The 23,187-nt window shown below is 36.1% G+C and carries 28 protein-coding genes; 23 read left to right on the forward strand and 5 right to left on the reverse strand.

Going from position 1 to position 23,187, the window contains the following annotated elements:
• Positions 1-42 precede the first annotated feature (42 nt).
• The 3 genes from AZF04_RS15685 to AZF04_RS15695 all read right to left on the reverse strand — a co-directional run bounded on the left by AZF04_RS15685 (position 43) and on the right by AZF04_RS15695 (position 2,813).
• On the reverse strand, positions 43-1,101 hold the full coding sequence (locus AZF04_RS15685) for an ABC transporter ATP-binding protein (RefSeq protein WP_061949705.1): 1,059 nt from the start codon (positions 1,099-1,101) through the stop codon (positions 43-45).
• 215 nt (positions 1,102-1,316) lie between these two features.
• Entirely contained in the window at positions 1,317-1,556 is a 240-nt protein-coding gene (locus tag AZF04_RS15690) for a hypothetical protein (protein ID WP_061949541.1), read from the reverse strand.
• 600 nt (positions 1,557-2,156) lie between these two features.
• Positions 2,157-2,813, reverse strand: a complete 657-nt coding sequence (locus AZF04_RS15695; protein ID WP_061949542.1) for a helix-turn-helix domain-containing protein — start codon at positions 2,811-2,813, stop codon at positions 2,157-2,159.
• 231 nt (positions 2,814-3,044) lie between these two features.
• On the opposite strand from AZF04_RS15695, the gene AZF04_RS15700 reads away from it, so the two are divergent.
• The 13 genes from AZF04_RS15700 (at position 3,045) to rlmD (ending at position 18,157) form a co-directional block, all read left to right on the forward strand.
• Positions 3,045-3,566, forward strand: coding sequence for a GNAT family N-acetyltransferase (locus tag AZF04_RS15700; protein ID WP_061949543.1), 522 nt, complete (start codon positions 3,045-3,047; stop codon positions 3,564-3,566).
• A 63-nt stretch (positions 3,567-3,629) separates the two neighbouring features.
• Complete coding sequence (locus AZF04_RS15705) at positions 3,630-4,103, forward strand: GNAT family N-acetyltransferase (RefSeq protein WP_061949544.1); 474 nt, start codon at positions 3,630-3,632, stop codon at positions 4,101-4,103.
• Between the two features lie 228 nt (positions 4,104-4,331).
• Positions 4,332-5,306, forward strand: coding sequence for a tetratricopeptide repeat protein (locus tag AZF04_RS15710; RefSeq protein ID WP_061949545.1), 975 nt, complete (start codon positions 4,332-4,334; stop codon positions 5,304-5,306).
• Between the two features lie 469 nt (positions 5,307-5,775).
• Positions 5,776-6,306, forward strand: coding sequence for an RNA polymerase sigma factor (locus tag AZF04_RS15715; protein WP_061949546.1), 531 nt, complete (start codon positions 5,776-5,778; stop codon positions 6,304-6,306).
• Complete coding sequence (locus tag AZF04_RS15720; RefSeq protein ID WP_061949547.1) at positions 6,303-6,878, forward strand: anti-sigma factor family protein; 576 nt, start codon at positions 6,303-6,305, stop codon at positions 6,876-6,878. Before AZF04_RS15715 ends, AZF04_RS15720 begins: the two co-directional genes overlap by 4 nt.
• Complete coding sequence (locus AZF04_RS15725; RefSeq protein WP_061949548.1) at positions 6,862-7,950, forward strand: hypothetical protein; 1,089 nt, start codon at positions 6,862-6,864, stop codon at positions 7,948-7,950. The genes AZF04_RS15720 and AZF04_RS15725 overlap by 17 nt, the downstream gene beginning before the upstream one ends.
• Before the next feature lie 2 nt (positions 7,951-7,952).
• Complete coding sequence (locus AZF04_RS15730; protein ID WP_061949549.1) at positions 7,953-8,822, forward strand: LiaI-LiaF-like domain-containing protein; 870 nt, start codon at positions 7,953-7,955, stop codon at positions 8,820-8,822.
• Between the two features lie 333 nt (positions 8,823-9,155).
• Complete coding sequence (locus AZF04_RS15735) at positions 9,156-10,070, forward strand: diacylglycerol kinase (RefSeq protein WP_045484776.1); 915 nt, start codon at positions 9,156-9,158, stop codon at positions 10,068-10,070.
• Between the two features lie 826 nt (positions 10,071-10,896).
• Entirely contained in the window at positions 10,897-14,466 is a 3,570-nt protein-coding gene (locus tag AZF04_RS21255) for an Ig-like domain-containing protein (RefSeq protein ID WP_061949550.1), read from the forward strand.
• 297 nt (positions 14,467-14,763) lie between these two features.
• Positions 14,764-15,618, forward strand: coding sequence for an AraC family transcriptional regulator (locus AZF04_RS15745; RefSeq protein ID WP_061949551.1), 855 nt, complete (start codon positions 14,764-14,766; stop codon positions 15,616-15,618).
• Positions 15,619-15,646: 28 nt separating this feature from the next.
• Positions 15,647-16,165 carry an LURP-one-related/scramblase family protein gene (locus AZF04_RS15750; RefSeq protein ID WP_061949552.1) on the forward strand — a complete coding sequence of 173 codons (519 nt, stop codon included), beginning with the start codon at positions 15,647-15,649 and terminating at the stop codon, positions 16,163-16,165.
• Positions 16,166-16,188: 23 nt separating this feature from the next.
• Entirely contained in the window at positions 16,189-16,704 is a 516-nt protein-coding gene (locus tag AZF04_RS15755; RefSeq protein WP_061949553.1) for a hypothetical protein, read from the forward strand.
• A gap of 76 nt (positions 16,705-16,780) precedes the next feature.
• Positions 16,781-18,157: a 23S rRNA (uracil(1939)-C(5))-methyltransferase RlmD gene (rlmD, locus tag AZF04_RS15760; protein WP_061949554.1), complete on the forward strand. Its 1,377-nt coding sequence runs from the start codon at positions 16,781-16,783 to the stop codon at positions 18,155-18,157.
• 48 nt (positions 18,158-18,205) lie between these two features.
• Here the strand turns inward: rlmD and AZF04_RS15765 are convergent, their stop codons facing one another.
• On the reverse strand, positions 18,206-19,339 hold the full coding sequence (locus tag AZF04_RS15765; protein WP_061949555.1) for a site-specific integrase: 1,134 nt from the start codon (positions 19,337-19,339) through the stop codon (positions 18,206-18,208).
• Between the two features lie 214 nt (positions 19,340-19,553).
• Positions 19,554-19,892: a helix-turn-helix domain-containing protein gene (locus tag AZF04_RS15770; RefSeq protein WP_061949556.1), complete on the reverse strand. Its 339-nt coding sequence runs from the start codon at positions 19,890-19,892 to the stop codon at positions 19,554-19,556.
• A 160-nt stretch (positions 19,893-20,052) separates the two neighbouring features.
• On the opposite strand from AZF04_RS15770, the gene AZF04_RS20770 reads away from it, so the two are divergent.
• The 10 genes from AZF04_RS20770 to AZF04_RS15810 all read left to right on the forward strand — a co-directional run bounded on the left by AZF04_RS20770 (position 20,053) and on the right by AZF04_RS15810 (position 23,028).
• The gene (locus AZF04_RS20770; RefSeq protein WP_082795328.1) at positions 20,053-20,334 is read left to right on the forward strand and encodes a helix-turn-helix transcriptional regulator; all 282 of its coding nucleotides are present in this window, start codon (positions 20,053-20,055) and stop codon (positions 20,332-20,334) included.
• The gene (locus AZF04_RS15775) at positions 20,295-20,489 is read left to right on the forward strand and encodes a MerR family transcriptional regulator (protein WP_061949557.1); all 195 of its coding nucleotides are present in this window, start codon (positions 20,295-20,297) and stop codon (positions 20,487-20,489) included. Before AZF04_RS20770 ends, AZF04_RS15775 begins: the two co-directional genes overlap by 40 nt.
• 37 nt (positions 20,490-20,526) lie before the next feature.
• On the forward strand, positions 20,527-20,748 hold the full coding sequence (locus AZF04_RS15780; RefSeq protein WP_061949558.1) for a hypothetical protein: 222 nt from the start codon (positions 20,527-20,529) through the stop codon (positions 20,746-20,748).
• 17 nt (positions 20,749-20,765) lie between these two features.
• Positions 20,766-21,008: a hypothetical protein gene (locus AZF04_RS15785; protein WP_061949559.1), complete on the forward strand. Its 243-nt coding sequence runs from the start codon at positions 20,766-20,768 to the stop codon at positions 21,006-21,008.
• A complete protein-coding gene (locus AZF04_RS21260; protein ID WP_156479522.1) occupies positions 21,008-21,184 on the forward strand; it encodes a hypothetical protein in 177 nt (58 codons plus the stop codon). The genes AZF04_RS15785 and AZF04_RS21260 overlap by 1 nt, the downstream gene beginning before the upstream one ends.
• A 20-nt stretch (positions 21,185-21,204) precedes the next feature.
• Positions 21,205-21,486: a hypothetical protein gene (locus AZF04_RS15790; RefSeq protein ID WP_061949560.1), complete on the forward strand. Its 282-nt coding sequence runs from the start codon at positions 21,205-21,207 to the stop codon at positions 21,484-21,486.
• 220 nt (positions 21,487-21,706) lie between these two features.
• A complete protein-coding gene (locus AZF04_RS21265; RefSeq protein ID WP_156479523.1) occupies positions 21,707-21,874 on the forward strand; it encodes a hypothetical protein in 168 nt (55 codons plus the stop codon).
• Positions 21,867-22,523 (forward strand): ERF family protein, encoded by a 657-nt coding sequence (locus tag AZF04_RS15800; protein WP_061949562.1) that lies wholly within the window; start codon positions 21,867-21,869, stop codon positions 22,521-22,523. Before AZF04_RS21265 ends, AZF04_RS15800 begins: the two co-directional genes overlap by 8 nt.
• Before the next feature lie 48 nt (positions 22,524-22,571).
• Positions 22,572-22,811, forward strand: coding sequence for a hypothetical protein (locus AZF04_RS15805; RefSeq protein WP_061949563.1), 240 nt, complete (start codon positions 22,572-22,574; stop codon positions 22,809-22,811).
• Positions 22,798-23,028: a hypothetical protein gene (locus tag AZF04_RS15810; protein ID WP_061949564.1), complete on the forward strand. Its 231-nt coding sequence runs from the start codon at positions 22,798-22,800 to the stop codon at positions 23,026-23,028. The genes AZF04_RS15805 and AZF04_RS15810 overlap by 14 nt, the downstream gene beginning before the upstream one ends.
• Positions 23,029-23,187: the final 159 nt, after the last annotated feature.

Genomic DNA, 23,187 nt, shown 5'->3' on the forward strand with positions numbered 1-23,187 from the left:
GTAAAAGGAAGTTCCTGCTTTTATGAGAAACTTCCTAATGCCTTAAGCTTCAACTAATGCAACTGATTCAGGTTTTATATCAAAAGAAACTTTCGCTCCAACATGAACATCTTGCTCGACGGGGGCATAGACAAGCATCGTTTCACTTGTGCTATGATCATGACCAAGAATAACTTCGAGCTCTTGATATTCTCCACTATAGGTTACTTTCTGAACATGACCACTATAATGGCCATTGTCACCAATTAAGCACCCCTCAGGTCGAATAGAGAGTCGTACATTCTCAATTAATTCTGACGATTTAGATGATAAAGAAACCATTCCAATTCGAGTTTGAACATGAGCCATATCGGCACAGACTTTTCCTTCTAATAAATTAGTTTTGCCAACAAATTGTGCAACAAAGCAGTTTGCAGGACAGCGATACATTTCCTTAGGAGAAGCTATTTGTTGTATAATTCCATCCTTCATGACCACCACTTGATCGGATACGGCAAATGCATCCTTCTGATCGTGAGTGACAATGATAGCTGTTGTACCTGATTTTCTTAATATGGATGTAACGTCATGTCTCATTCGTTCACGTAATCCTGCATCAAGGTTACTAAAAGGCTCATCCATTAAAACAAGGTGAGGCTTGGGCGCTAAAGCACGAGCTAATGCGACTCGCTGCTGCTGACCTCCTGATAATTCACTAGGATAACGCTTTGAAAATTCAGATAATCCGACAAGTTCAAGTACTTCCTTTACTCGTTTTCTCTTATCAAGAAGTTTCCATCTATTTAAACCAAATGCTACATTTTTTTCTATTGTTAAATGAGGGAATAGGGCATAATCCTGGAAAACCATTCCAATACCACGTTTTTCAGGTGGTATGTTGACATGTTCTCCAAACACTTCCTTGCTGTCGATTCGCAAGCGACCACTTGTAGGCTGTTCAAACCCTGCAATCATTCGAAGGGTTGTTGTTTTTCCACACCCACTAGGACCTAAAAGTGTTATGATTTCACCTTGATTCACCTCAAGATTCACCGAATTTACAGCTGAATAATTAGACGGATTAAATTTTTTGCTAACATTTTCAAGGTGAATAAAGCTCATCATCTTATCCCCCCTTCTTATCGTTTAATAAGTGATAATGAAAATCATTCTAGGATATTGTAGCATGCATATGAAAAACAGGTCAATGACAACCACCATAAATAAAGGAACAGCCTAGATTTTTTTCTGAAAAGCGACGATTTTGCGTGCAAATAATTAGATGTGATGAAGAAAACAAATGAAAGTAAAATCCTGTCTAAAAAAGGAAAAGAAAATTAAGGAATCAACTTACTGAAAAAGGATTTAAAAGAGCTTTTATCTGATAAATAAAAGATGATTATTCCTGAGGAAAAGAAAATAGTAGGAATGATAAAATAAGTAAAATTAATAGGAGAAGCAACAACCTCACCGTTTCTAATAAAAGTAGTATCTGATAACACAGCAAAAAAGTGTAGTACTTGAATAACAAAAATTAATATCAGCCCTATTGCGAAACATTTAAACATTCTATCCATTACATATCCCACCTATAAATTCTAATTTAACCAATAGATTCATTTTATAGAATTCTAACAAAAATAGGAATCTTTAAATGGTAGAATCCATTTCATCTTTATCATTGCTTTATAAGTGAACGAAACCGAACATCTATGATAAAAATGTACTCATTGATTGAAACGGTAGGTAGTTGAATGTGCAATCGCTCTTTTTTCAAACCGTGGATGATGAAATAGCTTACATTACATTTGCTGGATAAATTAGATAGAAGCCCTAATAATCAAAAAAGGGATGGGACAGAAGTTGCTTCTAAAGAAAATCCTATTGCGAAACTTGAAATGATGTGTGTAATGTATGCAAACATCAAGAACGAACCATGAACCCTCTTCACTGTGAAAATGGAGGGTTTTTTTGAAAGAGTAGATGAAAGGCGCAAGCTAGCGGACACAAGACACGGAGACTCCAGTGGGAGGAAGTGGCCATGCCGAAATCCACTTTTAAAAAAAGTTAGTTCGGCGCCACCCACCGGACGCGAAGTGTCTTGGGGGAGCGAACAGGCGGGGACCTAAAATGGTCCAATCATTCATTCGTAGAGTTTAGTCCCGCCCTCTTTTCTATTAATATATATTCAAAAAATATGTTCCGTTGTGGCCCCTTACCTCAACGTTATACCTCACCTTATTTTTAAGAGAGTCAAATTGATAGCTTTCTCCTGGAATTATTGAAAAACTTTCTATTATTGTATCTGTTTGATATTCTCTGATTTGGACTTCTAAGGTTGAATGACTATTAGCTTCATTGATTATTTCTTTATCCCAAAACATCCCTTCGAACATTAAAAAATCATTTCCATTAAAATCAACAGTAATCCATTCACTTCCAGTAGACGGATTCTCCAAATGTATCGTTTCTTTTATATTTGGAGCAAGTGTGTTTTGAACAGTCGATACCTCCTGATAAAGTAAAAAAGCAGTCGTAAGAAGTGATAGAATAAAAAGTGGAATAATTATTTTTAATGCTAGCGATCTTTTTTTACTTTTCCTTTGGTCATAATGTATTTCATTTACCAATCCTGTATCCTCCTTTAATAAATCGTCTAAGGAGATTTCTAGAACATCGCTTAAGTGAATAACTGTTTGTAAGTCTGGATAATTCCGTTCATTTTCCCAATTAGAAATGGCTGATCTTGAAATATGTAATTGATTGGCTAATTCCTGTTGAGTTAACTTCTTTTCTTGTCTTGCTGATTTTATTTTTTCACCAATGGATGTCATAAGATTTCTCCCTTATTTATTAAGGTATAGGATAAAGTGCATTGCGTCTGTCACAGTCTATTACATTATCATTTTTTGCTGTGTTTTTGTCTCTATCATTAAAAGATTTGTTCTGACAGAAATGCTGACATGTTGATGCATTAACGTTTTTGTACTATTAAAAGTTTCTAATCCATTATCGATAGATTTATAAATCCGTATAAGTCACGCGCATTTAGGAGGGGATTATTTATGCATATAAAAACTAAGAGGTTAATGATAGGTCAATTTGAAAATAAGGATTGGAAAGCGGTTTATGAATATACTTCAGATAAGAATACGATGAAATATATTCCTGAGGGAGTTTTTACGGAAAGTGAATCTAAAGAATTTGTTGATAAAAATAGAGATGTTCATGCAGAAAAATTCCCCGTATTTTTAGTTGAAGAAAACCTTCTAATAGGACATATCGTTTTTTGTAAATATTTTGGTGACCATACATACGAAATCGGTTGGGTGTTTAACCGTAAATTTCAAAATAAAGGGTATGCTTCAGAGGCTGCAAAAGCTGTTATAGATTATGGTTTTAATCAAAAGGGGTTGCATAGAATTATAGCTACCTGTCAGCCCGAAAATACTCCATCCTATAAAGTAATGGAGAAGGTTGGTATGAGAAGAGAAGGATACTTTAAAAAATGTATTCCGAATGGTACTGAATGGTGGGATGAATATTATTATGCAATCTTACAGGAAGAGTGGAGAAGAAAAATCTAAAGACCCCTTGAGTTAACTCCTGTTTAAAAAATGACTAAGACTTACTTTCGAAAGGTGATTAATATGATACGGAATTATAGATTATCAGATAAAGATTACATCGTAAAATCTCATTATGAGCTTTATAATCAAGAGTTTGGATATGACTTATCTTTTCGAGACTTTGTAGAAAGCAAAGTAAACGGATTTATAAAAAGGTCAGACTCCAACGAAATGATATTTATTTTAGAGATAGACAAGAAAAATAGCGGATCTGTCAGTATAAATAAATTGAATGAAACAACGGCACAATTGGGCTTATTTCTTGTTGAACCTAATGCTAGAGGCACTGGATTCGGCCGGAAATTAATAGAAACCTCCATTAACTTTTGTAAGGAAAAAGGATATAAAAATATTTACCTCTGGACGAATAGTGAACTACAATCAGCACGGAGGATATATGAAAAATTTGGTTTTGTTTTAAAGGAATCAGAAACTAAAATTCTTTCAAATAAAGAAGTCACTGAAGAAAGATGGGAGTTAGACTTTAATGTCTAATGATTATGACGAGATTAAGAATCATTGTTAAATATTGAACTGTCTAAAGCCTTTAGTAAAAAATAAATGATTTTATAGGACTTTATAAGGGGAATTAAATCGTTATAAATAAAGTTGTCGTTTATTAACTCTATTGTTATGATTTAGTTAAAGGTTTTTTTTACCAATAGCATATCTGCTAATTAATAGAATGGAAGACTCAACATCAAGAAAAGGAGATGGGGAAATATGAAAATTAAGTTAGGAATTTTAATGGCATTATTTTTAATTCTTTCTGGTTGTCAGCTTCTCAGCAGCGATGTCGACCGCCAATTTCCAAGAGAAACCTATGACAAATGGTATGAAGAAGAACAATATGAAGTAGCTTTAGAAGATGTCAATGAGCGGTTAGAAAAATATCCAAATGATCCGATACTGCATAATGAGAAAGGACTTTTGCTATATTATGTCGGACAATATGAAGAATCCTTGCAATCGTTGGATAAAGGGATTGAATTAGATGATCAAATGGACGCGGCATACAATAACAAAGCCTTGACATTAAATGAATTAGGAGAGTATGAACAAGCCATTGTTGCTGCCCAAAAAGCGATTGATATGAGTGATCAGGAGCCAGAGCAATTTATTAATATGGGAAATGCTCATTACGGCCTTCAAAGATATGAAAATGCGCTTGAGTATTATAATCAAGCTTTAGAAATTGACGATAGTTCACCTTTTGCACTTTATGGAAAAGGAGTTTCCCTGTACTTTTTAATGGAGGATGAACAAGCTCTTCCCTATTTAGAGCAATACATACAAGTGTATCCTGAAGATACAGATGCCTTATTTTATCTGGTTAGCACACATGAGGAATTAGGTGAGTACAGTGAGGCGATACCTTATTTAGACAGAATTATTGAGCTCTCAACAGAGGATAAACTGTATGCTTTGGATTATAAAGGCTTACTGCTATTATATGAAGGAAATTATAATGAAGCAGTAGAAGCTTATGACGAGATGATAGTAGAATTTCCAAATGAAGCCATTGGATATTATGGAAAGGGTGTAGTACTTGTCCAACAAGGAGAGCTTGACCAAGGACTGGACCATTTAGCGCAATCAATAGAAATAGATGAATTCTTAAAGGATACCGCCTATAGTGACCCCATGCTCTCCTCTATCTATGATTATGAGCCATTTATTGAGTTAACAGAATATTAATGTGCAAAAAGTCGATTTCCGATAAAGGGAGGTCGGCTTTTTTAAGTACTCTTTTCACCATCACAACAAAAAGAGTTTCAGCCATAATGAATTTAAATAAATCGATTAATGTTATATTGAGAGAGTTGAACGAAGGATGTTTGATTATGGATTTTTTTACACTTGAGTGAATTTCATAATTGCTCTATAAGCGAATGAAACCGAACGTATCTTATAAAATATGTTTTAAATGTTTGTGAATTAACTTGTTGATTGTAACAATAGGTAGTGACTCCCAAAGGATGAGCTGAAGACAAGCCCTTGGGTAAGCATCTACCTAAAGTGAAAATCAAAAAATCGTCCGGTTTTCATTATAAGATATGAATGATGAAATGGATTCACTTATAAATTTTTATAAAAACTGTAGGGGAAACATAACATTACATCGTCTAATCATATAGACAGAGAGAAAGGGGGAGAGCTGCCTAAAATGGAGGATTTAATACAAAAGGCGAAGGAAGGCGATGAGCTTGCTTTTCGTCAGATTGTGCAAGAGCACAGAGCTTATGTTATAGCGGCCATTATGCCTATTATCAAAAATCCAAAGGACGCCGAAGAGTTGGCTCAAGATGTATTTGTCCGTGTGTTTTATGCTCTCCCCCAGTATGAAGCACGAGGATTTAAAACATGGATTACTAGGATAGCTGTAAATATGGCGATTGATGAAAGAAGAAAAAGAATGAGAAGAAAAGAAGAAGAGCTAGGTGATTGGGAAGGTTCCACCTCTTCTAGCGATATTGAAGAGCACTTAATGAAGAAAGAAACGAAACGCCTTGTCCATGAAAAAATAGGCACGGTTCCCATCAACTATCGAAAGGTACTTATTGCTTTTTACATAGAAGAAAAAAGCTATCAGGAAATTGCTAAAGAACAACAGGTAGAAGTGAAAACAATAGAAACCAAGCTTTATCGGGCAAGAAAATGGGTGAAGGAAAGATGGAAGGAGGAGGAGTTTCGATGAATAGCAACCATTATACAAAGGAAGATTGGACTCTTTATATAAACGGAACAGTTCAACAAAATCAGCAGCTGAAGATGGAGGAGCATTTATATACGTGTGATCAATGCTTGCAAGACTATATGGAATCATTAGCTCAGGTAAGCATAGAGCCTAGCAGAAACGAATCAGATGACTTTATTGATTCGGTTATGCAAAAAATTGAACCTGCTGCCAAAGCACGAAAGCCATTAAAGCAGGAAGATTCAATTAAGGTGTTAGATGGGAATGTCGGCTATGAAAATGGAAGGAATAAAGAAGGAGCACAAAAGAAAAAATCCTCTACTCAAAAAGGTAGGAAAAAACAAACCCTCCTCCATTACGTTATTGCAGCATCCTTAACTTTTATCCTCATGTCATCTGGTATTTTTGAGGAGATTGCTTTTGGGTCCAATGCAGAAGAAAATGACATGATGAATACTATTCATGAAAAAGAAGAAATATCGGTTTCAGAGCGTTTATTAGATAAAATTACGATAACGATTGAAGAGTGGACCAACTTAGAAAGGAGTGAGGGTGATGAACAGACCAAATAATATTATAGCTTTCTTTTTATCTCTAATACCAGGAGGAGGGTTCTTCTACCTGAGAAGGCCTATTGTGGCGTTTATGTATATTATTCCGATATTTTTCCTGATTGCCGCAGCTGTTTTTAGCTTGTTTGTACTTGCTCATTTGGAATTAGCTTTTATAGCTGTCGTAATCGGTATCTTTATTTGGTTCATTCAATTAATCCATTGTGTGATTAGCTTACTGCAAAATCCAACGATTTCTGTACAAAGTGGGGAAGAGCTGGAAGCATCACGACAGAAAAAGGAAGAAAGTGACCGATTATTTATTACCTTTATGTCACTAATACCAGGCTTAGGGCATATGCAATTAGGATTAATGAACCGTGGATTAACTTTAATGACTTTATTTTTTGGCTTAATTACAATGGTTATATTTACAGTCGCTGTTACAGGAAGAGGAATTTTTATTGCTTTTTTGGGACTTTTGCCTATCATATGGATATTTAATCTATTTGATGTGACTCAATTCTTAAACAAAAAAGGAAAGGGCGAAGAAATCATCGACCGTTCTATTTTAGATGATATTGAAGAAAATCGTATCGGCAGGAAGAGTAAGCCGATTGCTATGTTATTTGCCATTTTCCCTGGCGCTGGCCATCTTTACTTAGGTTTACAGCAAAGAGGGATTCAATTAATGGCTTTATTTTTAGTCGGATTATTTTTAATTGATTTATTACGTTTATCGATGTTTTTGTTCCTCATTCCGATTATTTGGTTTTTTAGCTTTTTTGATGCCTTACAAAAGGTCGGACAATACGACCAAAACCTCGAGGATGTTCCTGTTTTTACGGTCTTTCGTAACTATCAAAAGTGGCTAGGAATTGGAGCGATTCTTTTAGGAGTCTATTATTTGCTCGACCAAGTGTTAATTAATGCGTTTGGAGAAATGTTTTATCAGTACTTCCAGATGGATTTACATTATTGGTTTTATAACTATTTTCAGACATTTATTGTTTGCACATTATTAATTTGTGCTGGAATTTACTTATTAGCGGGGAAGAAAAAGTCAGCTTCCGCTAATAAAGGAGAGGTGTAAGTATGAGAACATGGAGAGTGGGTTCATTCTCAATGGGAATCACCTTAATTCTGTTAGGAATTGTTTTGGTGGCTTCTAATTGGTTCAATGTAAGCATGTATGATTTATTTATGTCATGGTGGCCATTTTTATTGATTATTGTGGGGGCAGAGATGCTCTTTTATTTAAAAAGAAAGGATGAAAAAGAAGCGAAAATCAAATATGATTTCTTGAGTATCTTTTTTGTGGGAATCATCGGAACCATTGCATTAAGCTTTATGTTTTTATCCGTATCAGGATTAATGGAGGAATTAAAATATACGATAGCCCATCAAACAGAGATTACCTATGATTTGCCAACCTATAGTGATGAATTAAACGAGGATTATGATCGTGTAGTTATAGAATTAAACGGACAGCACCTTAATGTTGAAGCCGTTGATGCTGAAGCAGTAGAGGTGTTCGGAACCTATCAAAATTTAGAAGAAGCACAGAAATTAACGAACGCTGAGGATTATTTACAAACACAAATAAAAGGAAATACCCTTTATATGTCTTTGAAATCACTTCCTTCAACAAAAGGGATTCGGTCCTATCAACCAATGGTTCAGTCTACCGTTCTCATCCCGCAGCAATTAGAATTAGAAGTAAGAAGCACAGATAACGGAGGCAGTATTTCCCTTCACCCACGAGATCTTACATCAGATTGGTATGTGAAGCATAATGGAAGTATAGAAGCGTATGTACAAGAAAGTGGTAACTTAAAATTAGAAGGCGATCAATTTATGATTAATCAGGAGGATGTAGCGGGTACGAGCTATCAAATAGGTGATGGCGATCACTCTATACACTTTTCTACTAATCATACGGTGATGGTCTACACCTCTCCTTAAGAAACAGCGCCTTTTAAAGGCATTAGGTTAGTAAAATAGCTAAAATTTGGAGTTTTCCCTTGTTATGATGTAGAATAGATGGTATCTAATAACTTTACAATATGTGGAATGGATCTGAAAAGCTTGGCCTCTGGTCAAGTCTTTTGTATGAGATGGTGGGACTTAACAAGTATAGTATCTACATAACGAAGTGTTTGAAATGTATTTGTATGGACCATTGCTTATCAGCTATTCTAAAAAACATAAAAATAAAGGTAATCCTAAAAATTTCAAACGGTAAAGGGAGTCATGCTTTCAGTAAGCCGTGGGGACTGTCAAAATAGGGGGATCTGTATGAAAAAAGCACGTCTGATTTATAATCCAACTTCAGGTCGTGAACAAATTCGGAAAAATTTAGCCTATGTATTAGAAAGGCTAGAAACAGCAGGATATGAAACATCCGCTCATGCAACAACAGGAGAAGGGTGTGCGAAAAGAGCGGCAGAGAAAGCGGCGAATAACGGTTATGATTTGGTCATTGCTGCTGGCGGTGATGGAACGATTTTTGAAGTCATTAATGGTCTTGCCGATCTTGAGAATCGACCGATGATCGGATTAATTCCTGCAGGGACAACCAATGATTTTGCTAGAGCTCTAGGTATTCCTAAGGATATTGAAAAAGCCTGTGACGTTTTATGTGGTGACCATGTTGAACCTATTGATATAGGAAAAGTGAATAACAAATACTTTATTAATATTGCAGCGGCTGGTACGTTAACGGAATTAACCTATGAGGTACCAAGTAAATTAAAAACAATGATTGGTCAATTAGCTTATTATATAAAAGGCTTTGAAAAGCTGCCTCAAATTAAACCAACCTCCGTCTCTATTGAGTATGATGGGAAGCTGTTCGAAGGCGATATTATGATGTTTTTAGTCTCGAACTCTAATTCGGTTGGTGGCTTTGAAAAGCTTGCACCTCATGCTTCCTTACAGGATGGACTTTTTGATTTGCTTATTGTACAAAAAGTAAGCTTTCCTGAATTTTTACACCTAGCAAGCTTAGCACTAAGAGGAGAGCACCTTAGCTCATCAAAGGTCATTTATGTTCAAGCGAATCGAATTAAGGTTCATGTTGAGGGTGAGGATATGCAATTAAATTTAGATGGTGAACACGGTGGTGCCCTACCATCAGAATTTGTGAATCTCTATCACCATTTTCAAATGCTCACACCAAAAGAACGCTCTGAAAAGAAAGAGAATCATTAAAAATTAAGAATCATACAAAAAGAGCTCTGTCATCTAACAAACGGTGACGAAGCTCTTTTTTTAGTCTTGAGACTATAGGGTCACATTCTATTATGCGACTCGCCAAAAAACTTCTTTGCGAGTGAGAGGTTCCAAATCTATTCAGAGCAAATGGAAATTTTCCATTTGTCCTTTGACGGAAGGGGAAGTTTCTTTTTACGTATTTTAGTGATGGCTTTCTTTTCGGGTGAAAAGAGTCAGTTTATTTACCTCTTAGCTGGTATTCTAGCTCTTTTAAGGTGAATAGAACCAGTTCTTTGACCTGTTACTCGGAGATTTAGCTCTAATGGGATGAATTGAGTTTATTCATTCCCACTTTTTTTCAGATGGATCAAGCTATTTTTTTATCAGCTACTTTTCCGCAGAAGGGCGTTGAACTAACCGGCAAGCCGAACCTGTCCTTTCCTCCTGAGGGAGTCGGCCTCCCATCACTATTAATTTTACCGACGAATTATATTCGTTATCAGCCACTTATGTCTTATGGAAATTCTTAAAAATGATAGTTAAATGAATAGAGTAGGACAAGAAATGTAAACGCTTTCTTAGTAAGATTAATAGAAGAAAGGAGGAACAAATCTTAAAAATAGTAAAATTCCTTTATTTAGTAGATTTTGTAAGCTTTCATCTTTTTAAAAGGATATTTTTACTAATATTTTTAGTCCGAACTTATTATTATCAGTCTAATTTTTTCCATATTCAATATTTCTTTTTTCTATATTCTGATCGTAACAGAAGTTAGAATCCACTTTAAATAAAGGATATCATCACTTATTTTAGGAGGTTTAAGATGGATAGAATTAGAAAGTATTTTGCTATATTTTTATCAATTATATTATTGACGACAACGATGAATAGTATTTCTATTGCAGAAGAAAGTTTGTCTGCAAATGAGACTGATCTCGATTATATAGTCAATGATGATTTTGAAGATATACCGTTACATACGGCTGTAGAAGAATTTCCATCAGATTATAACTACAGTGTAGTCGATCCTTGGAATAGAGAAGGCACAATTAAAAGTATTCCAAGAGTAGTAGAGGATCCGTTAAGTGAGAATGGGAATGTAGTGTTTATTGAAGATCTTGGAGATTCAGCTGTAGCGGTCGTAAAGGATATTCCAAGACAAGAAGAACCATTCACAGTGGAGCTTGATTTTATGGCAGAGACTTTTGGACATGCCACAAAGGTTTTACGGATTTTAGATGGTAGTACGGTTGCGGCTGAAATTGAATTAAGATCGATTGATGGGAAAAACATTCTCGGTTACTCCATACCAGGAGGGCATGAAATTCTAGTAGATGATTTTCAACTAGATACGTGGTATAACGTCAAAATGTTAGTTGATCCCGAAAATCAACAAGCAACACCGGTCATAAATGATGTTGTAAAGCCGACATATAATTGGCGATTTCTTAACGCCACGGGAGTGACTAGAGTCGTTACGATGGCCCCAGGTACTCCAGCTATATCAAGTTACATGGATAATTTAAAAGTATATGAAGGAATAGATGAGGAGCTAATTAATCCTGACAATCCACCAGAAAAAGTGGAAAATGTAGAAATAAGTACGGAGGATTTGTCTATATTTTTGAATTGGGAGCCTGTAAATTCTGCCCGCTCATATACCGTGAAAATGGCAACTGATCCGAATGGACCTTTTGAAGAAGTAGTAGGTGCAATAGATCTTGTAATCAATTACACAAAAATTGATGTTGTCAGAGATGGGACCTATTATTTTATTGTTGAAGCAAATAATGCAAAAGGTTCTACACCATCTGATGTATTCTCTATTCAAGTAGAAGAAATAGCAGGTAAAATGGCTGCTTTTCCAGGAGCAGAAGGCGGGGGGAAATATACAACGGGTGGAAGAGGACATGATGTCTATACGGTTACTACTTTAGAGGATTATAGTCCAGGAGAAACTCCAATAGAAGGCTCTTTGAGACATGCTTTAACTGAAAATAATAGAAATGTTGTTTTTGCTGTATCAGGGACGATTTATTTAAAAGACGATTTAAGTGTTCGATTAAAAAATGTCACAATTGCTGGACAGACTGCTCCAGGTGATGGAATTACATTAGCTAATTATGGACTATCTATAGGTGGTTCAGAAAATGTTATTATCAGGTATTTGAGAGTACGTCCTGGTGCTGCAAATGCTACATCTGAACCTGATGCAATTGATGGTGTGGATACAAAAGATATTATCATTGATCATGTATCAACAAGCTGGGCTACAGATGAAACCTTTTCAATCTATCGAAGTGAAAATATTACCGTTCAAAACAGCATCATTAGTGAAAGTTTAACAATGTCAGGACATGAAAAAGGAAAACATGGGTATGGGGGTATCTTTGGAGGGAAAAATGCAACCTATTTTAATAACATCATTGCAACGCATACGAATCGTAACCCTCGTATAGGCGGCTCTACACCTGGTCAAACAACGGTAGATTTGCAGAATAATCTTATTTATAACTGGTCGACGAACTCTATTTACGGTGGGAATTTCTCAGATGTAAATGTGGTTAATAACTATATGAAGCCAGGACCTGGTACAAGAGAAGATAAAAAACGTGTAATAGTGAATCCAGGAGTCTATGGTAGTCCTAGTTCATGGTATGTTTCCGGAAACTATATGGATGGCGAAGCGGATGTAACTGCCGATAATTCGAAGGGCATTTTTAATCCTGCTGATGATGCTACTATTCGAACAGAGCCCATACCGTTCCCGGAAAGCAGACTGAGAGAGCCTAAGCCTGCAACAGATATTTATAATGAAGTTTTATATAAAGCAGGTGCAACTCTCCCTAAAAGGGATGCTGTTGATGCGAGAATTGTACAAGACATCATCAATGGAACAGGTAGATTTATAAATACAGAAGAGGAAGTAGGGGGTTATCCAGAATTAAAAACCTTGCCTGCACTAATAGATAGTGATGGAGATGGTATTCCTGATGAATGGGAAATTGCCAATGGATTAGACCCACATAATCCTGAAGATGGAAAAATAATAACAGACAGTGGGTATTCGAATTTGGAGCTTTATTTAAATTCATTAGCCGATATGGAGCACTCGGCTGAAAATCCTGTTGCACAAATGACAAATCCTACTTTAAATTCTATCCATGAGGCTGGTAACAATATAGAGATTACAACGAATACTGAAAGTACTAATGAAATAGAAAAAGTTGAATTTTTTAATGGGTCAGAAAAGTTAGGAGAAGCAACCGCTGCTCCATTTAACTTTAATTGGGAGAATGCTTCTGATGGAACTCATTTTGTTAGTATTCGGGTTACCGATACTAAAGGAAACCAAACACAATCAACCTCAGCACCTATTCATGTTAATAGCCCTTTAAATAGTACTAGTTGGAGAGCAGTAGACATAGGGGATGTTGGAATTGAAGGCAATACGTCAATGGACGAGGAGGAAATGCTCACAGTAAAAGGCTCGGGAAGAATAACGGCGAGAAGTGATGCTTTCCATTTTGCCTATCAGGAACTTGAGGGTGATGGTGAATTTATAGCCCAAATTAATTCAATAACAGCTGTTGATAATAATGCAATTGCTGGGATTACGATTAGATCGAGTTTAGAAAGAGATGCAGCAACAGCGATTTTAAGCACATCTTATATTAAATCAGACCGAATTGAATCGAGAACACCATACACTATTAACCTCTCATCAAGGCTAGTAGATGGAGAAACAATTGATACGTTAAATAATCACAGCTACCCTGATCTTCATATACCAGGTTTATTATCTACCAACATTCCCTATTGGCTAAAGCTAGTTCGTAGCGGAAATGAAATAAGTGGATATGCTTCTCCTGACGGGGAAAACTGGACAGAGGTTGGAACAAAGAATATTGAATTAAATGATGTAGCTTATGTAGGATTTGCAGTAGAGTCCGCGAATGATTCAAGTGCAATAAATAATTACAACACTGCACAGTTTTCAAATATTAGTACGACGATGACTAGTCAAGAGGACACAGAAACTCCAGAAGAGCCAGGAGACACAGGAGATTCAGGAGACACAGGAGACACAGGAGACACAGGAGACACAGGAGACACAGGAGACACAGGAGATTCAGGAGACACAGGAGACTCGGGAGACACAGGAGACTCGGGAGACACAGGAGATTCGGGAGACACAGGAGACTCGGGAGACACAGGAGGTTCAGGAGGAGCAGGAAATTCAGGAGAGCGAGAAGGGCTAGCAGGAGTAGAGCTTCCTAATACGGCAACAAACGCATATCTTTGGGTTGTAATCGGTTTATTATCTATCGCTCTAGGTGGAACCGTCCTCATTGTCCGTTATTTAAGAAAAAAACAGATTATATTTAATTAGAAATTTATCATTTAAAACCTCTTTAAGCAGCTGAGAAAGTGCTTTAAGGGGTTATTTTATGTTTGATAATGTTGTCCATACTATGATTTTATCAGCATAGTAGGACGAAAAACTTGAAAGGTTTAGAAAATGAAATGAACCCCATATTTGTCACACCTGCCCTATATTCTTCTCAAAAAATGGATAATACTTCTTAATATCTAGTCTAAATAGACTCTTTTTTCATTAATTTAAAGGTTTTTTATAAATTTTATTTAAAGGTTTATATAAGGTATTCACTATTTTAGGGGGGATAAAGTGGAGCGTAAATTAAATGTATCTTTAAGGGAGAAATCTTTTTATATGAATTATAATAGTGAGAGTAGTCCAATGAATGAAATGAAACATTTTCATTTACATGATGATTATGAAATTTTTTACTTAATCGAGGGTGAGCGAACCTATTTAATAAATGATGATCACTATATTGTTCACGAAAACAGTCTCGTTTTTATTGATAAAAATACGGTACATAAAACACGTGTGAGCGATGCTCCAAATTTAAAACGGATTGTTTTAAACTTTCATGATTCCTTTTTAACAAAAAATGAAGAGATGTTATTAAAACTATTATTTTATAACGGTCCACATGTTCTCAGTATCCCTTCGAATAAAACGAATTCCTTTAGTTATATTTTTGGAAAACTTCTTGATGAATATCAGAGTAATCATGATGATTCGATCGCTTATATTCGACATTTATTGATCCAACTGCTTATTGAAAGTAATCGCCTATTAAAACAACATAATTCGCAACAAAACATCTATACAAAAGACCAATATTTTATTAAACATGAAGTCGCTGAAATGATTGGATATATTAATCAGTTCTATTATGAAGATATCTCACTCTCCCTGTTATCGGTGAGATTTAACCTAAATGAACAATATATAAGTCGAATATTTCGAAAAGTGATAGGGGTGACTTTCATTAATTATTTAAATACAGTTAGAGTTAATCAAGCTCAACGACTTCTATTAGAAACCGATATGAAAGTAGTAGATGTTTCAAAAAGAGTCGGGTATTCAAACAATGTTCATTTATGGAGAGTTTTTAAAAAACAGACTGGTTATTCTCCAAACGAATTTCGTGAATTAAATCAACTTATTTGAGGTAATTAGTAAAAAGGAGATTTTTACTATGGAGCAAACGATTTATATAAAAGACAATTTTTTCTCTACAGGAGTAACGGATATATATGACCAAAATCAAAATGTAGTCGGTTCACTTGATTTAAAATCAATTTTTTTGACAAAGGTTTCTGTTTTAAATGCAGAGGGAATTGAAATAATACAGGGAAGGTTTCAATCTGCTTTTTCGAATAAGTGGCTCGTTTTAAATGCTGAAGAAAAGCAGCTAGGACGACTGCAAACACCTTTTTTTACAATGAAGAAAAAGTACTCCTATCTTTCAGCAAATGGAAAAGAATATCGTATTCATTCTTTAGCCTTTTCAAAAGACTATCAAGTTACAGATATGGCGAGTGGGCAAGTAGTCGCTGATTTCAAAAGAGTAAGTTCTTACTTCTTAACAGCGGCATATGAATTACAAAACCATTCAAATAATATTTCTACAGAGGAATTGATTGGAGTGGTGATGGGTGTCAATGCCATTCAAAAAAGAAAGGCAGCTGCTTCGAATAGTGGTGGCGCCCATTAAAAATAGAGAGTGGAGGTGTAGATATGGAAGCTGAAGAGAAATCCTTTTACTTTCAAGTACCATCAGATCTGAAAAATGCTGTAGATATTATGGATGACCAAAATCAGCATTTCGCTACTTTAAGCTTTCACGGCTCCTCCTTACAAAAAGCAACGGTTATTGACAAGCAAGAAAAAAACGAGCTAAAGGGATATGTAAGAGGCTCAACCTCTAATTGGAATATAGCGGATTCAGAGGATAAGGAAATAGGCTTTCTCCAAAGAAAGGGAGTCATTGTTTCCAAAATCTTGTCTGAAACGTATCAATACAGTAAGCCACATAAAAGGATATACAAAATAGAAGCAAATGTGAGAGCCAAATCATATGAAATCATCACGCCAGATGGGAGTGTATTTGCTTTTTTTAATCGAGTTAAAAATGGAGGAGAAGGGGCTACGTTCCAATTAAGAATAAAGGAATTCCGGCTACCTTTATCAGAACTCATCTTAATAGTGGTTGGTGTACACAGCAATCGCCTGCGTAGTCAAAAATTTGAATAACGATGGGCGCTTTTCATCTTTTCGTAAAACTGTGCTACAATCATCTATAGCAAAAAGATAAAGGGCGGCTATAAAGATGAATCAAAAGAAATTACCAGTACAAAAAAATGATATCGTCACTGTGGAAATAGAGGATTTGACTCATGAGGGAGCAGGGGTAGCCAAAATTGAAGGCTACGCTTTATTCATCCCTAATACCATTCCTGGAGAAGTCATCGAGGCAAAGGTTTTAAAAACAAATAAAGGCTACGGCTTTGCTAAATTGCTAACGGTTAAAGAAGAGGTTCAAAGTAGAATTGAACCGCCTTGTCCGATTTTTCATGAGTGTGGAGGCTGTCAAATTCAGCATCTAAACTATGAGGCTCAATTGGATTTTAAACGAAATCAAGTCGTGAATGTTCTAGAGCGTTTAGGGGGAATTAAAGATGTTCCTGTCTATCCTACTTTAGGAATGGAAGAGCCGTGGAAATATCGTAACAAGTCACAGGTTCCATTCGGAGAAAGAGATGGTCAATTAATCGCAGGCTTTTATCAAAAAAGAAGTCATCGTATTATTGATATGGATCATTGTATCATCCAACAGGAAGAAAATGATATCGCTATCCAGGCGATTAAGGAAATTGCCGCTCGATATCAAATCAAGCCCTATGATGAGGAAAAGCATAGAGGAACACTGCGTCATGTGGTCGTTAGGTATGGAAAGAAAACAGGAGAGCTAATGGTGGTTCTTGTAACAAGAGGAAAGGAGCTTCCTCATAAACAAAATATCATTGATGATATTAAAGAGGCTCTACCTAAGGTGACCTCGATTGTGCAAAATATTAATGGAAACAAAACCAATGTCATTTTTGGAGAAAAAACGCTCCTTCTTTGGGGAGAGGAATATATTCACGATTATATTGGTGACATTCGTTTTGCGATTTCAGCACGCTCTTTCTATCAGGTCAATCCAGTACAAACGCAGGTACTATATGAAAAAGCATTAGAATATGCCGACTTAAAAGGACATGAAACCGTCATTGATGCCTACTGTGGAATAGGGACGATTTCCTTATTCCTCGCTCAAAAGGCTAAGAAAGTACTTGGTGTCGAAATCGTACCCGAAGCAATAAGTGATGCAAAGCATAACGCCAGAATCAATTCATTAGATAATGTTGATTTTGCCGTTGGCGAAGCTGAAAAGGTTATCCCTTGGTGGTACAGCCAAGGAGTTCGTCCCGAGGTGCTCGTTGTCGATCCACCGAGAAAAGGCTGTGACGAAAAGCTCTTAGAAACCATTATCCAAATGAAGGCAGAGAGAGTCGTCTATGTCTCCTGTAACCCCGCCACACTCGCCAGAGACCTAAAGGTACTAGAAGAAGGCGGCTACCAAACCAAGCAGGTCCAGCCAGTGGATATGTTTCCGCAGTCGACACATGTGGAGTCAGTAACGCAATTAACCTTGAAGCAATAGGGTTTTGCGTTACTGAATTTTGTTAATGCTCACATTTTGACCACACAATTAAAAATTTAAGATATTTTTTATGATATCTGCTGTTTTTTCTTGCATATCTAATGTGACATGAGAATAAACATCTAAGGTCATTTTAATTGAAGAGTGCCCTAAACGTTCCGATACGATTTTAGGGTTTACTCCTTCTCTTAAAAGCATGGTTGCGTGAGAGTGCCTTAAGTCGTGAATTCTTATTTTTTTTAAACCAGCTTTTTTGGCAACGTGATCAAAATGATGAGCTAATGAACGACCGTACATTGGACGACCATTTGTAGAACAACAAACTAAATTCCAACTATCATCATAGTCTGCCCCTAATAACATTTTCATTTCTAATTGGCGCTTCCTGTGCCTTTTCAATTCATTGGTTAAGTCATCATCTATAGATATTTGTCTATATGATGATTTTGTCTTGGGGGATACCATAATGAATTGTTTAGTTGGTTCATTAAACGTTAATGAATACTCTACTGTGATTTTTTTTCGTTCGAAATCAACCTTGTCCCACCTTAAACCAAGAACTTCCCCTCGTCTCATGCCTGTTCTAGCAGCAATCAATAAAGGAACCATATAATATGGGTTCTCTGTTTTAGAGAAAATCATGAATCTTTTAATTTCTTCGGCTGACCAAGTGGTTTTTTTAGTTTGTCTTGGTCTGGGTAACTCAAGATGTTCTAAAGGGTTTTTTTGTAGAATATCTGTTTTAACTGCAAAATTTAAAGAACCTCGAAATAAAGTGAATGTGTATTCGATATATCTTTCACTTTTTCCTTCTTCTAGAAATTCAGTTACTAGTTTTTGTCCATGATGTAATTTTAATTCAGTTAATTTTAATGTTCCGATATAAGGTCGTATACGTCTGTCCAAAGCTCTGGTATAATTTAGTAGTGTTCTTTCAGTTACTTTCCTTTTGGCAACGTGTTCAAGCCAATGATCAATAAATTGTCCGACAGTTACATTATGATTATCGAATGAATAACCTTTGTTTATTTTGTCGATGAGAGAAGCGCAAGCAGACTGTGCTTCTTTTTTTGTTTTAAACCCAGATTGAGTTTTCTGCTTCCTTTTACCTGTCTCAGGGTCTCGTCCAACATCAATCGTAAATGACCAACTGTTTCCTCGTTTTCGGAAGTAACCTTTCATTAATCATCCTCCTTTGTTCCAATGATTATCATATCATCAGTGATGATAAACCAGTCCTTCGGCATTTCGTCGATTTCAATTTTTACTCTACCTTTCATAGAATCCCCCCAAGATGTTTAGTAGAAAACAAGAACGCCTGTTCTCATTTTATCATATCATAGGTAGGAAAATGGTTGTATTGCACATTTCGGACAATTTCAGTCAAAATAGTGCATTAATCGACATCTCTTAGTTGTTTCGCTATTTGGACCCATTTTTCAACATCTTTAATGTCAATTCCTTGTTCCTTCATTTTCTGTCCAAATGAGAGATAGGCTTTTTCTTCATTGGATAAAAAAACAGCATCTTCCTCCGTTAGGAAATGCGTTAAGTCTACGTTGAAAATATCAGCTAATTGTTCTAGTAATTCAATACTAATTTTTCTTTTTCCCCTTTCTAAGTGGGAAACATAACTGACAGAAACACTTAATTGATCAGCTAACCAGTGTTGGTTTTTACCTCTTTTTTCTCGTGTTTCTTTTATCTTGTTACCTATTTTTTCATACGTGTCCAACGTAATCCCTCCTATATATATCAACAGACTAATAATAATCCTTTATATACCTATTTGTAAAATTATTTTTGCAATTGTATCCATAATCTAAAATTTAATGTTGACCTATTTGTATAATCATGTATAATAAAATTAAGAAAGGTAAACATAACGCAAACAAGTGAAAAGAGGTGATAACTTGAACAAGGTCAAGCACTATCGTCTTGAAAAAGGCTTGACGCAAGCAGACCTCGCTAAACTTGTCGGTGTTAGTGTTTACTACATTAGTCGCATCGAAAATAACAAGCGTACGCTGTCAACAACTTTGGCAGCTCGAATCGCTCCACATTTAGGGGTCTCTGCGAGTGACCTCCTATCTTATCGATACGATTATACAAATAGGTCAACAAGGAGGTGTAAATTATGGAATTTAAAAAGGTTGAAGATTATCCCATTTTTTTAAAGGCGAAACATATACAGGAAATATTAGGAGTTTCTCAACGTCACGCCTACGAGATTATGGAATTGAAAGACTTTCCTCTAATCAGAATGGGCAGAAATAAGCGAGTTAACAGAGATGAATTCTTCAGTTGGGTTAATAAGTACAAAGTTAGCTGATTTGTATTCAGAAGATTATGAATAAGGAGGGTATCAAATGACTGCAGTTACTCAAGAAAGACTTAAGAAAGAATACTACGTATATTATCAAGTCGAAAATAAGAAAGGTTATCGCGAGGAATATTACATGGTTTTTCATGCTCGTAGTAAATCACAGGCTCATACTGAGTGGTACTTATACACCGAGGAACATGAGATTAAACATTTAGTTCCACATAGTGCAAGGGCTGTTTTAATGCATGACCCAAATCAAATATAGAGGGGAGGTATTTTCTGGTGACTGAACAATTAGCTCGTATCATGGAAAAGGCTGAGATGTTACCACACGTTAAATTGGAACATTGCCAGATTAATAAATATGTAACCATCACATTTCTTTGTAACAAGAGCGGATTAACCCTTTTTGAGTACAAGGTAAGCTATGACGAACTGTTTAACTTAACGATGGGTTACGACATTCAACCTCAGTTAGATGCAATAGAGAGAGCGTTAGACCAATTGCAGGAGGGCGTGGCGTAATGACGATATCTAAAGTTATAAATGCACTTGCCAAACAGTTAGTTGCTGCTAATGGAATGAATGCACCTCATGACGAGACGGCGGCACAAGTTATATTCTCGTTAGCGGATGAATTAGGGATTTCTGAGGAAGTCGAGTCCTCTTATCTAAACTATGAAAGCTCGAATGTTGAATAACCAATAAAGGAGCCATAACCATGTTAAAAACACTAGCAACCCTATACACTGCCACATCTCTACTATCTCTTAATCTCAGCACATCCGATTGTACCATCGAATCATTTGATAAGTACGGATGGACTCAATCCTTTGAGAGTGAAGCCTTTTGTGAAGCGGAGGACGGCAACATTATCATGATTGACTTAGCTCACCACCAGTTAGGGGATGAAGTGACTATCGTATACCCCTCTCATTTAGATAGCGAGGATTTAATGTATAGCCATGACATCATAAAAATTTTAGGAAATAAGGAGCGATGACCATGAACGCTGTAGAGTTAGACCGCCATATAACAGGCTACTATCGTAATGAACCTGTCCCTATCGCTAAGTGTGGCGAATGCAACACCGACTTATACGCTTTAGATGAAGCCATTATAGACGAAGGAGCCGACGAGTACCTTTGTGATGAAGATTGTTGGAATGAACGTCTATCGAAGATTTACAAGCCGAAATACGTCAGATTAAGCGAGTCGATACTATGACAGTTATTGAGAATTTAGAATCTGAATTAAAAGAGTTGCGCAGCAAGAAAAACACCGCATACCGAACAATAAAAATGTGTGATGAAAGAATCGAAGCTTTAGAAGAAGCGATAGAGCATTTAAGGATTCTGCCACGTTATCAAAAGGAGGATGACAATGATTGAGGAACGGAAGTTGGTTAAGAAACTAGCTCGTGTAATGAAAGAAGTTAAGAGTATTCCTAAGAATGGGTTTAATAAATTCCATAAGTACAACTATGTTTTGGAATCGGACGTAGCTGAGAAAGTTCGTGAAATTTTAGCAGATGAAAATATCATGATGATACCTAATATGACTTATCAATCAGTTAGAGAACACAAGAATCATAAGGGTAACATCGAATATATCGCTACAGTTGTAATGGAATTTACTTTTTACGATGGCGATACAGGTGAGGAAATATGTTTTCAAGTACCAGGAGAAGGGCAAGACGCAGGAGATAAAGCGATATACAAAGCTATTACAGGTGCTCAAAAATACGCCATGATGAAAGCATTCATGATTCCTACCGGTGATGACCCCGAAACAGATACAGGCACAGATGAAAGAAACAATGGATATTCAAAAGGGAATTCGACTCCTGCTAGTGATAATCAACTAGATTTAGTAAAGAAGTTAACTGAAGAAGTGGCTAAAAAGACGAAAATAACCGTTGAAGAAGCTTATGCGACATTGAAGAAACGTTTAAACACGAACAATGAAATGGCTAATTTCACAAAAGATGAAGCAAGCAAAGCGATTAATTATTTGAATGGAGTTAAAAAAGGAGCCTAAGCATATACGAGTGCAGGCTCCCCATATAACCACTGGAGATGATTATATATGAGTAGTGTACCAAAAACGATTAAGCATGGCAATGAGGAACATGAGGTTATCGATATCAGCTGTGGAGAAATAAGTGTACGAATCCTTGCTATTTCTGAATATGCAATCTTAGTGATTGATTATTATAACTTTGAAATAACCGAAAGCTCAGAAGTGATTTTCGACCATGTGGCACTCTCCAATCGTGAATTGATATTGATATTAGAGGAGAGAGGTGACTCACGTGTTAAATATTAGGCACCAAGGCAAAGTGTATGAGGTAGTAGGATTTGAAACGGTCATTAGCGACCGTATTCGAGTAGAGACATGCTATGCCATTCACGGGAGTTCCATCTTACAAGAGGGATATGTCTACTACAAAAAGGATGATATCTTAATCCATCTAAGAGATGTAATAAACGCCACGAGTGACACGCTTAAGCTTATCTTATCTAAACGAGGGATAAAGGTATGACATTGAAGAGGATAGGCTTTTGTACCGTATGTGGCATATGGGTGATGTTAACGGTGTATGGCTTGTTTTTTATATAGGGTGCTCGGTGAGTGCCCTTTATCTATAAATAGTGAATAGTATGACCAAGTAAAGAACTACATCCAGAGAGATGATGAAACA

The sequence above is a fragment of the Alkalihalobacillus trypoxylicola genome (assembly GCF_001590785.1).
GTDB lineage: Bacteria > Bacillota > Bacilli > Bacillales > Bacillaceae_D > Alkalihalobacillus > Alkalihalobacillus trypoxylicola.

Excerpts from the sequence above, each read along its gene's own strand:
- AZF04_RS21260 (WP_156479522.1), top strand. The coding sequence starts at position 21,008 with ATGACGATATCTAAAGTTATAAATGCACTTGCCAAACAGTTAGTTGCT.
- AZF04_RS15735 (WP_045484776.1), top strand. The coding sequence starts at position 9,156 with ATGAAAAAAGCACGTCTGATTTATAATCCAACTTCAGGTCGTGAACAA.
- AZF04_RS15695 (WP_061949542.1), bottom strand. The coding sequence starts at position 2,813 with ATGACATCCATTGGTGAAAAAATAAAATCAGCAAGACAAGAAAAGAAG.
- AZF04_RS15790 (WP_061949560.1), top strand. The coding sequence starts at position 21,205 with ATGTTAAAAACACTAGCAACCCTATACACTGCCACATCTCTACTATCT.
- AZF04_RS15710 (WP_061949545.1), top strand. The coding sequence starts at position 4,332 with ATGAAAATTAAGTTAGGAATTTTAATGGCATTATTTTTAATTCTTTCT.
- rlmD (WP_061949554.1), top strand. The coding sequence starts at position 16,781 with ATGAATCAAAAGAAATTACCAGTACAAAAAAATGATATCGTCACTGTG.
- AZF04_RS15755 (WP_061949553.1), top strand. The coding sequence starts at position 16,189 with ATGGAAGCTGAAGAGAAATCCTTTTACTTTCAAGTACCATCAGATCTG.
- AZF04_RS15800 (WP_061949562.1), top strand. The coding sequence starts at position 21,867 with ATGATTGAGGAACGGAAGTTGGTTAAGAAACTAGCTCGTGTAATGAAA.
- AZF04_RS15690 (WP_061949541.1), bottom strand. The coding sequence starts at position 1,556 with ATGGATAGAATGTTTAAATGTTTCGCAATAGGGCTGATATTAATTTTT.
- AZF04_RS15750 (WP_061949552.1), top strand. The coding sequence starts at position 15,647 with ATGGAGCAAACGATTTATATAAAAGACAATTTTTTCTCTACAGGAGTA.
- AZF04_RS15805 (WP_061949563.1), top strand. The coding sequence starts at position 22,572 with ATGAGTAGTGTACCAAAAACGATTAAGCATGGCAATGAGGAACATGAG.
- AZF04_RS15705 (WP_061949544.1), top strand. The coding sequence starts at position 3,630 with ATGATACGGAATTATAGATTATCAGATAAAGATTACATCGTAAAATCT.
- AZF04_RS15720 (WP_061949547.1), top strand. The coding sequence starts at position 6,303 with ATGAATAGCAACCATTATACAAAGGAAGATTGGACTCTTTATATAAAC.
- AZF04_RS15775 (WP_061949557.1), top strand. The coding sequence starts at position 20,295 with ATGGAATTTAAAAAGGTTGAAGATTATCCCATTTTTTTAAAGGCGAAA.
- AZF04_RS15780 (WP_061949558.1), top strand. The coding sequence starts at position 20,527 with ATGACTGCAGTTACTCAAGAAAGACTTAAGAAAGAATACTACGTATAT.
- AZF04_RS15685 (WP_061949705.1), bottom strand. The coding sequence starts at position 1,101 with ATGAGCTTTATTCACCTTGAAAATGTTAGCAAAAAATTTAATCCGTCT.
- AZF04_RS15715 (WP_061949546.1), top strand. The coding sequence starts at position 5,776 with ATGGAGGATTTAATACAAAAGGCGAAGGAAGGCGATGAGCTTGCTTTT.
- AZF04_RS15765 (WP_061949555.1), bottom strand. The coding sequence starts at position 19,339 with ATGAAAGGTTACTTCCGAAAACGAGGAAACAGTTGGTCATTTACGATT.
- AZF04_RS21265 (WP_156479523.1), top strand. The coding sequence starts at position 21,707 with ATGACAGTTATTGAGAATTTAGAATCTGAATTAAAAGAGTTGCGCAGC.
- AZF04_RS15700 (WP_061949543.1), top strand. The coding sequence starts at position 3,045 with ATGCATATAAAAACTAAGAGGTTAATGATAGGTCAATTTGAAAATAAG.
- AZF04_RS21255 (WP_061949550.1), top strand. The coding sequence starts at position 10,897 with ATGGATAGAATTAGAAAGTATTTTGCTATATTTTTATCAATTATATTA.
- AZF04_RS15730 (WP_061949549.1), top strand. The coding sequence starts at position 7,953 with ATGAGAACATGGAGAGTGGGTTCATTCTCAATGGGAATCACCTTAATT.
- AZF04_RS15725 (WP_061949548.1), top strand. The coding sequence starts at position 6,862 with ATGAACAGACCAAATAATATTATAGCTTTCTTTTTATCTCTAATACCA.